This window comes from Vibrio sp. STUT-A16 (assembly GCF_026000495.1).
Lineage (GTDB): Bacteria > Pseudomonadota > Gammaproteobacteria > Enterobacterales > Vibrionaceae > Vibrio > Vibrio diabolicus.
In genome coordinates, this window is the sequence record NZ_AP026766.1 from 388,512 (window position 1) to 400,465 (window position 11,954).

Annotated in this window: 8 protein-coding genes; 4 read left to right on the forward strand and 4 right to left on the reverse strand. The window is 42.3% G+C overall.

Translation table 11 applies throughout. The features are described from left to right. Positions 1-87: 87 nt before the first annotated feature. The 3 genes from OO778_RS18295 to OO778_RS18305 all read right to left on the reverse strand — a co-directional run bounded on the left by OO778_RS18295 (position 88) and on the right by OO778_RS18305 (position 3,088). Positions 88-639, reverse strand: a complete 552-nt coding sequence (locus tag OO778_RS18295; RefSeq protein WP_264912321.1) for a tail fiber protein — start codon at positions 637-639, stop codon at positions 88-90. Positions 640-834: 195 nt separating this feature from the next. Continuing rightward, positions 835-1,782, reverse strand: coding sequence for a formyltransferase family protein (locus tag OO778_RS18300; RefSeq protein ID WP_242657417.1), 948 nt, complete (start codon positions 1,780-1,782; stop codon positions 835-837). 7 nt (positions 1,783-1,789) lie between these two features. Next, positions 1,790-3,088 (reverse strand): hypothetical protein, encoded by a 1,299-nt coding sequence (locus tag OO778_RS18305; RefSeq protein ID WP_074190511.1) that lies wholly within the window; start codon positions 3,086-3,088, stop codon positions 1,790-1,792. 1,361 nt (positions 3,089-4,449) lie between these two features. Between OO778_RS18305 and OO778_RS18310 the strand changes: the two genes are divergently transcribed. Continuing rightward, a complete protein-coding gene (locus OO778_RS18310; protein ID WP_264912322.1) occupies positions 4,450-7,131 on the forward strand; it encodes an AAA family ATPase in 2,682 nt (893 codons plus the stop codon). A 134-nt stretch (positions 7,132-7,265) separates the two neighbouring features. Here OO778_RS18310 and OO778_RS18315 read toward each other — a convergent pair whose 3' ends face one another. Further along, a complete protein-coding gene (locus tag OO778_RS18315) occupies positions 7,266-7,739 on the reverse strand; it encodes a DUF1842 domain-containing protein (RefSeq protein ID WP_006741117.1) in 474 nt (157 codons plus the stop codon). A gap of 283 nt (positions 7,740-8,022) precedes the next feature. Between OO778_RS18315 and OO778_RS18320 the strand changes: the two genes are divergently transcribed. The 3 genes from OO778_RS18320 to OO778_RS18330 all read left to right on the forward strand — a co-directional run bounded on the left by OO778_RS18320 (position 8,023) and on the right by OO778_RS18330 (position 11,890). Then, positions 8,023-9,714: an FAD-dependent oxidoreductase gene (locus OO778_RS18320; protein ID WP_264912323.1), complete on the forward strand. Its 1,692-nt coding sequence runs from the start codon at positions 8,023-8,025 to the stop codon at positions 9,712-9,714. Between the two features lie 88 nt (positions 9,715-9,802). Beyond that, positions 9,803-10,129, forward strand: coding sequence for a hypothetical protein (locus OO778_RS18325; protein ID WP_170901855.1), 327 nt, complete (start codon positions 9,803-9,805; stop codon positions 10,127-10,129). Between the two features lie 483 nt (positions 10,130-10,612). Beyond that, positions 10,613-11,890: a linear amide C-N hydrolase gene (locus OO778_RS18330; RefSeq protein WP_264912324.1), complete on the forward strand. Its 1,278-nt coding sequence runs from the start codon at positions 10,613-10,615 to the stop codon at positions 11,888-11,890. The last annotated feature ends 64 nt before the right edge of the window (positions 11,891-11,954 follow it).

The following is an 11,954-nucleotide window of genomic DNA, read 5'->3' on the forward strand; positions in this document are numbered from 1 at the left end:
TAGCCGGGTTATCATAATCAACTTAAATATTTAATTTTTTTATAAGAAAGGATTAGCGAAAGTTTCAGCCAATTCTTTCTTGGTTGATTAGCTGCGCGGTGGGTATACTCCCGCAGTGGCAATTAACCAATTAATCGGCAATACCGGGCTCAAAATATTAAGTGGCTCTGAACCGCCAGTTTCAGTCACAGTTACAGTACCTCCTTCCGAGCCACCACCAGACATACTTAAGCCTTCGATCTCAGTCAAATCTGGTTGCTGAAACGTCGGTTTATAGAACCCGGGGGTAGAGTTTTGCGCTATATACGAATTACTATCGGGTACCTGTGTATTTGCAGCATTGGTAGCAACCTGCATCCTGCCTGTTACAGGTGCAGCAGTGCCAAGAGGGGTAAAAATTGCCGTATGTAAGTGTGCTGGCATTTGGGTTATATCAATAGTTACCAGTTCAGTACCCAATCTTTCTCCCTGATGATAATCCATCCCCCCAGGTCGTGTGCCTACACCAACTGGACTGCGGCCACGCAAATCAGGTAAACCAAAGGTAGTTCGGGCGTCACCTCCGTATAGAGTGCTAACTAGAGAGAAGAGTGCTGGATTATCTTCAATTGCCTGCATTTGCCCAATTTCTAATTGCAAAATTGCCGCCAAATGCGGTTAGTGTCCCAAGATACGGTTCTGTAGCCATACTGTTCTTCCTTTTAACGTATACACTTAAGTTAAAACCAACCCATAACGTAATTGGTGTGGTTGGGTAAAACTTTCCAATCTCGCATTACTAAATACCGTTGCGGGCTTCATTAATGCCGCAAAGAGCCGTATTGAGATATTTCTTTACTCGCAGGCCGAAGAGCGCTGAAGCAATGACATCCCAGCGTCCAGCCCAGCCATTTGCGCGTAGCGATAACCCGAAAACACGCCTTGCTGTGTAGCAATAACATCTATTGATATGGCGCTATCTAACGTTTTCACTTGTAACCCATGCTGTGGGCTGATCTCGAGAATGCTCCCCGCCTCAACACCGACTAAAGAAGTCTCCATTGCGCTTGCTTGCAAAACATTGGCGACACCATTTGGCAAGCTCAACATCGCACCACCGAAGTCATGATTGCCTGCTCGCACTAAATTGACGATTTCGCGACTCGTTTGCACGTTCCAACGAATGTGCAGATCATGTTGGTTTACTGCTCGTGCCACTTCGTTGAGGTTTGATACTTGCTCACGCCAAACCAGCCCTTTCTTTTGTTGCGCGATGAGGAAGTCATACATCAGCTTAGCCGTCATTTGTGACGCTTTTTGCTGAGCACTGGTTAAGGTCTCAAACGGGTGAAATGGTACCTCTAACTCCATTCCTATAGCGCCGGAATCAGCCGATGCATCAAGACGATGCAGGGTGAGGCTAAAGGTGTCTAAACCGTCTCTTAATTGCCAATAGAGAGGCATCGGGCCTCGATACTCGGGCAGCTTTCCCGGATGAATGTTGTACAAGTTTCCGTTGAAAAACTGACACAGCGAGGAATGAACTATGTGCCTGAACAAATAGATGACGCCATCCGTGACTCGCCAAGCATCGAGTTGCGCTATCAAAGCACTGCTGTCATTGGCGGTATACTGAGCAATATGAATCGATTGAGCGCTCAGATAGCTCTGTAGCTGCTGTAAGTCAGGATTTAGTTCTCCTTCCGGTACTACCACGCCCGCCAATTTATGCTGTTGTGCCAACAACTGAATGATGGGCAAGGCGTAACAACTTCCTGTAAAAACGACGTATTTTTGCTGCATATCGAAATCATCCATGGGTGGCGACAAAACCTGGCAATCCGGTTAACTGATAATAGAAACTGACCTTATCCCCTCCCTTCGCTTCAAAGTAATGGTGTTCAACAGCTTTGGGCTTGGCATCCACATAAAAAGTCATGTCGGGTTTAGGATGGGTAATACCAGAGTCGTATTGTCCGACCATCGCATCTCCGTAAGTATCGATATGGCTGTAAATGGCGAGGATACGTTTTGCCATATCTGGCACATCTTTCGGCAGCTCAATGGTGTTGCCTTGCAGCATTTTTATTCCACCATCTAGCTCAAAAATCTCGCTTCTGAGCAACATGGCTTTATTGACGTTAAGAATTTCTCCAAGATCAATTCGATCATCTATCGCTTCCGGCTGGCAATGGTTGGAATGTGCATACTCTGCTTTTTCCCATTGTTGATTAAATTCCGTCTCCCCGATGACCATCATGGCGCGCACAGATACCTGATTGGGGATCATTTCGCCTTGAATATGTAAATATTGAACCAAATGTTTCGCGATGCTGAGAAACCCTTCCCGACTAAATCCATGCTGCATCGCTTCAAGTATCAGGAGATCAAACGTTTGAGTTGGCGAAAATTGGGTAGCATCTTCTTCCACTAAGGCTTCAATGTAGTCTGCGATATCGAGATCCGCGATCAATTGATTGAGTGCTTTAATCGCTCCGGGGTGAATATCTACTAGTGTCACCTGAAGCTGCTCTGCGCTAATCCGATCACTTTGTTTGTAGTGAGCAAGTAAAGGCAGCAGCAATGGTGCAAAGGGGCCGCAAGCTGGATAAAGCACTTTAACCTGTGGCTTGTTGGCAAGCATTTGTTGGATAGCTTTGTTTGTACCACACGCAAAGCCTTTAATTCGGTACACATCTTTGATGGTGTGTTTACAGTTAAGTGGAGACATCACCAGCCCAGATGTGGAAATGTACTGTCGGGTCAGTTCCTCTTGAGTGAGTTTAGCCAGAGAAAGAGATTGGCAAGCGTTGCCATACATGCTCTGAAAGGCTTGCACCAGTGTTCGGTGCTCAACTTTCGTCTCCTTCAATACGAGCTCAACTGCCGCAGCGAAACTCTCTTTCAGTTGCCGTTGGCGTTCAGCCGTGCTGAGTTGGTTTTGGAGCATAGCCTCAAGTTGAGTCCGTAATGAGTACTTAAGCAGCTCATCCATTTCGGGTTCAGCAAAACCAAACTGTTGAGTTTGTTGCTGCACTTCTTCACCACCGACCGTCTCACGAGATTGAGGACGTTGCTGGTAGAATTCTATAGGTGAGCCCTTTTGCATAATTCATGAACCTCAATTGCCGCTGTAGCAGTTGTTAATGATGTAAACAAGCCTGTACTTGAGAAAAACATACGCCATAAGCTCGGCGTTATAATATCTGAGCTCACGGATCTAATTTCATAAACCGTACTGACAAAATTGGGCAGAAAAATTGAGATAAAAACAGTTCCAATTCTGGAAATTCAGAGAGTAGTAAATAGTTAGGGTAATAGGCCTTTCGATAGGATTCTTCTAAAGCAAGCGCTTGCCAATCCCCTCGATAACAAGATCGTTTGACATGTGGCAGCCACGCAGTCTCCTTGATAGAGGTAAGCGCGGCATTCAAGTGTGGTGTAATATGAAATCCTTTTAACAGGCAGAAAAAGCCAATATCCATTGTATAAAGCCAACTATTTATAATATTGAAATTAAAATTATTTTTATCGGCAGTTATTTAGAAATTGCCGATATTTAATTTATAGACTAGAAAAACTTAACTCGCCAGAATAGAAATAAAAAAAACACTAAAAATAAAATTGTCAATTTATATCTTTAAAATTAAAGAATTTAATTGTTAAAGTTTAATATAATCCAATATAAGTTGAAGGTGTGCAATCTTTTAAAAGATATACATTTAAAGATATTTCAAAAAACTTATTAAGAAAAACATGAATTCACAACAACAACTATCAAAATTATTAATAACAAAAACACCACTAATACAACAATGAATTAAGGTAGTTTGAAGATTAAAATGCCCATTTCATTTTCGTATATAACATTTTAACTACTAGTATTATATGTGGTGAAATAAGATAAATTTATTCACTCAACATATCCAATCGATTCAGGTTTACTGGGAAAAGCTATACGTTACAACGGAGTGAAATATGGCAAATAGGGATGGAAGAATTCCACTCAACGTATTACGACTCAAAGAACTGAGAAAGAAATTAGGACTGAGCCAAGAAAGACTGGCGGAAGAATGCTTTCAACAGGGTTTTGTCGTATCTATTGCTTCCATAAAGCGAGCAGAGTCTGGGGCGAATGTGCTGTATCGTACCGCATCCAATCTCGCGGAATACTTTTCTGTCCCCGTAGAGGACCTCTTAATAGATCGCGCCTCAGAACCATTACTTACAAATGTGTCTTCATCACCACCATATTTTTTTATTTTTGCAATCGAAGCAAAGTGTGATTTGACCGTAAAGACTCTGCAAACATTACTTTTCAGCCAAAACACTACACCCATAATACAAAACCGGACGTTTGTTCTTACTTGGTCTATACAGGAATCGGACGAATATGTTTTTGAACGAATTCGACAACTAGCCCTTCAATTACAGGTTGCTCTTTCGGCTTCGATTCGGTCTTTTATCAATGTGAAATACAAGCATCGAGTCACTGAGCTATCGGAACATCCGAATGCGATAACCCCAATCAATGAAATCCTAGTTAAAATCCCTTGGGGAGAAATAGCTGCTTGTCCTTGCTTTATCTCGTCCAATTGTGCCAGACCAATAAAACCGTTTCTAACAGGAGAGCCAGACTTCAACAACTGGCATCTTGTATCCTTACACCAAAGCCATACTGACTGTTTTGTAGGGCGTAAACTTGAACTAGAAACATTAAATAGCGGAATCAAGCGATGGCAAAAACAAGAAGCAGGCCAAACGTATTGTATTACTGGTACCGCAGGGATAGGAAAGACCAGCCTACTCAACCAGGTCATTGCGTCTTTGAATCGATCCTCGTGTTTAACCACAGAGATTCAAATCCTGAATCATGGTAGTGCTGATCTCTTGTCCCCTCAAAATATATTCACTCGGGCAATTTGTTCATTTACTCGTGAAGATACCGATGATTCTATTCGTCAGCAAACTGTCGAGTCATCAATTCCCTCTTCTTTCCACCTCTGCCTTTATTGGTTAATGGGGGTAGCACTCAACGAATCAGAAAAGCAGTTGCTGAACTTAATGGAGTTCCAAACGCTGAAACAAACGATAGAGCAATCTATCCCTTTCTTAATTCAACAACGGCAGACCAGCAAACCGCATTTGATAATTGTTGAAGATGTCCATTGGGCCGACGAGGTAATGTTGGCATTTCTTGAGACACTGCTACCTCATATCACAAAAACCAATATTTTACTCTTTCTGACGTTTAGGCAGCAAAAACGACTTAGTTCCAAACAATCTTGGTTTGCCAACGTGAATCTAATCGAACTTAGGGAGTTATCATCTGAAGAGTCTTACGAGTTAGCTTGCTCAATCACATGCCAACAGAATAAACATATCAATGACTGTATAAAGCTTGCGAAAGGCCATCCTCTATACTTGCGCCAAACACTGCTTTGCTCTCAGTTTGATAAAGACGTTCCGGAGTCATTGGAACATTTAGTTTCGATACAATTAGCTCAACTTCCAGACCAAGATCGCCAAGCACTCTGTACTGCCTCTGTGTTGGGGCAGTGCTTTCAACTGGAGCAACTGCGTGAAATCACTCGAATTCCCGGCTACGTACCAGATAAGTTAGTCGACGCTGGCTTAGTAAAACTCAATGGCGATCAATACCTTTTCCATCATGATTTGATTTGCAATGCTGTTTTCCGTCAAATAGACAAGTCACAGTGTTCAAAAATACACATGGCCTGTGCAAAATGGTATGAGAACCGAGATCGATTCTTATATGCCGTCCATATTAATCATGCCAAGGTCGAAGGTGTATTTACTGTTCTTGAACAGACCGCCAAACATTACCTGAGTAATTATCAGTTTGAAAAAGCACTGACTCTTATTGAGTACGCTATTAAAGAGTCACCTAAAGAACAGATGGCGTATGCACTAAATATGAAAGGAAACTGCCTGTATTCGATGGGACGCATCAAAGAGAGTATTGAGGTTCTTGAGCAAGCGGTTCATCACACAGAAAATGATCCTGAACGTGTTCAATACTATTTAGACCTCATTAACCCCTACCGCTTAACCGACAACTTTGTACAAGCGATGTCGATTTTAGACCAAGCCCAAGCCCTGTGCGAAAAGCTGACGTTAAATAAATCTTTGTGTGAAATCCACTCGATGAGAGGTAATATGCTGTTCCCTACTGGGCAGCTAGACGAATGTGAGAAAGAACATTTACTTGCATTAGATTACAGTCAGCGAGCAAACTGTTTTCGCGCGAAAGCAAAATCGCTTGGCGGCCTCGGTGATTGTGCCTACGCACAAGGAAAAATGGCTCGCTCATACGAGCACTTAACCGAGTGTTTGCAACTGTGTGAAGAGCATCAGTTGCTTTCGATTGAAACTGCCAATCGCTACATGCTGGCAACAGTGATGATCTATCAACTGCAATCTGACGAAGCACTAAAACAGGCTCAGCATGCCTCGAATCTTGCCTACCTCACTGCAAACCGCCGAGCAGAAATTGTTTCCAGGCTTACGGCAGCATGGATCTTTCTCGACCGTAATGTATTGGTGCAAGCTGAAAACGAAATCTCGACCGCTCTGCAACTTTCAAAACAGCTTAATGCTCATCGATTTGTCGCTTTTCTTTTGGAGTCCAGTGCAAGATTGCACTGGTATCAGGGAAAAGAGGAGAAAGCCCTTTCGGACATCGACACGGCTCTAGATCTTGTTCATATCAATAAGCTACACAATTTTATTGGTCCTTGGCTCGTATCTACCAAGGCACTTGTTTGTGGCGATGAATCAACGGCCCTCTCCGCTTTGCGCACTGGTGAGGCTTGGCTAGAATCTACCTGTGTTGGTCATAACTATTTACGCTTTTACCAACAAGGAATCCAAGTAGCGTGGCAGTATAAGCAGCCTACGCTACTTCGAAAATATCGCGATAAGCTTGCTAACTTCACCCGAGAAGATCCGCATCCATGGGGTGATTTTTATATTGAACAAGCGAATCTGATGCTTGCCTTACTCGACCAGTCCAGCTCCGTCTCTGAGTTGTTAAACTTCAATCAGGCCGCGCGTAAGCATCAACTGAACCAGGCTCAAATAAGTGTTGATGAGCTCGACCATTGGCTCTTCACATCTACTCAACCATGAAATATTCAATAAACGAAGAAAGTCGACTAATTGCACTGTCAAATCATCTTGTTTGCTCGATTTACCTCGTCAAACACAGATATTCGAAACCATCGAATATCTGTGTTTTGGCACAGTGTCATCGCTGATTAGATTTATGCTGGCGCATGCTCACTTTGCTCCACCTTAAAGTTTTCGATGCTAGGAACATGCTCAGGTAAAAGTAGAGTAACGCGTTGATTTGCTACTTCAACCCATTTACCTGAACTATTTTTATATCGATAGAATGCCACGCCTGATTTCCAATCATCATTAAGTAGGATGTTGAGCGTTACGTTGTGAAGATCTGCTCCTAGAGGAGCAATGCCTAGGTAAGGTTGGTAGCCCTGCAACGTCACCATGATATGACAATCACGCATCGTGCATTGATAGTTGAAACTGCCATTGAGATCAGACACCACATTTAACGGTGGGTTAATGGCCTGAAAGATATGTCCTTTACCCACTATTGATTTGTCTTCGCTGGCCACGAGTAGATTAACATCGAAGTTCACTCCTCCAGGTAAGCCGTTACCAATTTGATAATGAGCAGTAAAAATTGCTTGTGATTCTTTTGATTCCATTTTCATTGTGTTCTCCAACTGAATTTATTGTCGTTAGTGACCCATTCAATGTAGATACCACGTCATTCAAGTTCAGTATCACTTTAGGATCAGATCTACTTGACTACATAAATTATCTAAGGTCACGCAGATGCCGCTCGTTCTTTTCATCAACCAGATATTATTGCTCTCTCGCTGATGCTTTTGGCGATTTGTACAGAACAACTGATACCAAACTGATATGGCGAACATATGCATGCGAGTTAATATTTGAACAACTATTCAATACATAAGCCAAATGGAAAAAATAATGGAACAAGAATGGATGCAGGGAACTAAAGAAAACCAAGTGGTAGAACAGCACCCTAACCCTCAAATACAACGCCTCGCTGTACTTAATGCGTACTCAATCTCAATCAATAATGCCAAACTGTTTATTCAGAAAATGGATAAATGCGGTTTTCCTAAAGAGCGACTACTGACACCACTTGAAAACACGGTTTCACCGGTTCCCGGTTTGAACCAATATCAAGTCGAGTCACTCATCTTCAATACTCGCTATCAACACCAACCCTTTGTCATTGTCATGTGCGAAAGTACGCAAGAAGTTCAGCAAGCCTATCTAACAGCAACTCGATTCAGTCTCCCGATTCGCGTTCGCTCAGGAGGGCATGATCACGCAGGTGAATGCAGTGGTGACAACGTCATTTTGATTGACGTGAGCAGAATTAAGACCTTCCAATTGTGTGAAAATATTGCCACCATTGGTGCTGGCTATCGCTTCTATCAACTGACACCAAAACTTGCAGAGCATGATCGAATGATTGCACATGGAACCTGTGCCACAGTTGGGTTGACTGGCTATATTCAAGGCGGAGGATGGGGCCCTTGGACGCGAAAATACGGCATGTGTTGTGAGCACCTAGTGAGTGCAACCGTGGTATTGGGTGATGGTACGATCACAGAAGTCTCAGCAGAGTCCAACCCCCACCTATTTTGGGCACTAAGAGGCGGCGGAGGCATGAGTTATGGCATTGTTACCGAGCTACGCGTAAAAACATTCCCTTTACCCAAAGAGATCCACCGCTTCGAACTTGAGTGGAACCTTTACAAAAAAATCAACGGTATGCTTCAGCCAATACCATCGCACCCTACCATAGATGTGCTAAAAAATTGGGAACAGGCTATAAAAAGTCTCGATACGGCTAAACTTCTCGGCACCAACTTGCAAATTGATGCTCTGCCTGAATTACCTAACCATTGCGATATCGACACAATAAGCCATCACTGCACTATGTACGGTTACTGGGAAGGAACAGTGCAAGATCTTGACCAATTTATAGCCGTTCAATTTGGCGCTTGCTCCCCTGATTTAGTTCAAGTCTATGAAGCACATGGCACTGATTTTGACGGGAAGAAATACGATCACTCCCTGATGAGCACATGGGGGCGCGATTCTTTGTGTCAAAGCGGTTCTCCTTTCCCTCCAGATTATGACGCCCCAGCACCTCACAAAATCACTTCGCGATTGGTATCAGAGCGAGGTCTTAAAGCAGAAGGCTATACTGCACTTTTGCAAAGCTTAACTTCACCTTTGATAAAGCCAGAAAACCGCGATCAAGGGCTATTTAGTTACGTAACCTTAGGTGCGATCACTGGTGGCTTTTATCATCACTCAGACGACCTTGAAGACATATCTTTCCCCTACCGCCAGTGTCAATATACAGTCCAATACCAAACCTGGTGGAATGAAGAGATAAAGCAAAAACTAGAACTACAAAATAACCCAGTACTTGTTGATGTAAACAGAGCCATGGACTGGATTGATAAAGCCAGAGAAGCTGATATACCGGGAACCTATGGTGCCTTCATCAGCTTTAAAGATCCGGCAATTCCCACAAGCGTTTATTTTGATCGAAGCTACCGCGACTTAATCGGTATAAAAGAGAAATACGCTAAGGATAAGTTTAATCATCTTAGAACTAATAAGACCATCATTTAACATCAATATGCATCTTAAGAAGCATATATTAACAGACCGTCATTTGGCCGTTCTATTACGTATAGAAATTAAAAAAAGAGGAAAAATTATGACAACTAAGGGTTCATTTTACGTTAAAAATAACTCCAGCGATAAAATCACCGGATATGTGAGATTTAAAGACTCTCCGGAAATGGAGGTCCGTTTCGACTTGAATACTGGCGAACAATCTGAATCTGCTAGTTTTGAATCCGGTGCCGCTACCCATGACTCCTGGTACTACAGTTTCAAAAAGGCAGGTGAAACCTATACTGGGAACAAGTCCTGTGCATTCTATGCAAAAGACGAAAATAAAGGCCCCGTCGCTGTGGAAATCTTTAATGATAATTTAAAAATATCTCCACCACTTAGCGGTTCTTGTGAGAAAACTTTATAGCCGCTTACCCGATTCATCACTTCGCCCGAGACAGTTGCACAACTTCTCGGGCAGTTTCATTTCTCGGTATTTGGATTGAAAACCCTCCCCATTTTCAATCACAATCTGAAATTGTTAACTTTATGTTCTCACTTTATATCACCACTGCAAGATAATCGAATCAATACAAATCACTTTTAAAATCAACTTTAAATCTAGAGTAACCAAGATTGAAAAAATAAATATATTATTGAGTTCTAAGATCAAAGATTTTTACTTAATACATCACTTTTTATTTTAACTCTATCAACTGATACTAAACTGCTACTGACGTTTTTTGATTGAATGCTTAAATTAATAGCATGCGCTTATCTCAATGGCTAAAACCATTATTAAAGCGCAATTCTTCTATATCCACGTAATCTCTAAGCATTTGATTCAGAGAGTTTCTTGGATATGCATCATTCAAAATAAACAACGGAAAGCATGGCTATGTGTACAGATGTGAATATCAATTATGGTTGCAACAACCAAACCTTATCCGCTAGAACCATGGAGTTTGCAGTTAACCTTCAGACCGAGATTTGGTTTAGAGCCCAACAAACTTACCAAATTACGACCTTTACTTCCGATGAAAAAGCCGACCGTGTTTTTAATGGTCAGCCGCCACAACGTCACAGTAAAGAATGTGAGTTTAAAGCAAGTTGGAAGGGAAAATTAAGCTTCATCCACTGCAACGCCATTACCCGATATAATAACCCTCTTTTAACAGCTGATGGCATTAATGAATCCGGCCTTTCCGTCGGATCGCTATACTTGCCCATTCTCAATCAAAATGTATCGACCTCTCACATCCCTGATGATGCCTTTGCATTAGGCAGCTGCCTGTTTGGTACTTTTATCTTGTCTACGTTTAATACTGTGGACGAGATGGTGACGTACTTCACTACTCACCCCGTTTACGTGTTTAACTCGACTATTTCAACTGGTGAAACAGAGAGTGACAACATGACGTTGGACCAGCATTTCGTGATTCACGATGCAAATAATGACAGTGCGGTCATTGAGTTTCTTAACGGTAATATGCATATCTATCGAGCATTTAAAGAAAACGATATGTTCAGCAAAGAGGAAAATCAGCAAGCACGCTATCAATGTACCGAATACGACTTTGATGATTATAAAGTGGTTGTGGACCACTCCTACGTTGGAGTAATGACTAACTGCCCAAATTACCATTGGCATGTCAATCACCTCTCTTATTTTTCCAATTTGCGCAACTACAACCCAGAACCGAACAATGAAGTAACCATGCAACGTCATGTCCAAGTGCCTGGCCCACTTCAATCAATCAATGGCGCTGGCTTGATGGGTCTACCCGCCGACCCAACACCGCCGTCTCGATTTGTACAAACCTATGCAATTAAGCAGTTAAGCGAACAACCAACTAACTTCGACGAAGCCTTCTCACTCGGACAAAAGCTACTTAATCGCGTTGATATACCTTTGGGCATCATGGCGAATGAGTTTGAGACATCCGATAACCCTGAAGTCTTTTTTAGTGATATCACCCAATGGAGCGTTATTAGACATAACAGTCATCAGTCACCCGCGTTCTATCTGCGTACTTACGGAGACATGACTTGGCGAGTAGCCAATGTCAAAGACTATATTGGATTAAATAGAGACTGTCAGATTTCAAGCGTTTTACAGCTCATGCCAGTTACAACATCATTACCGTTTGAACAAGTCGAATCTCGACCAACTATTAAAATCGCTTAGAGTTAATTTTGAAGCGCAAACAAATGAGAAGCAAAAAGCCAGAGTAAGAAATCAATCTCACTCT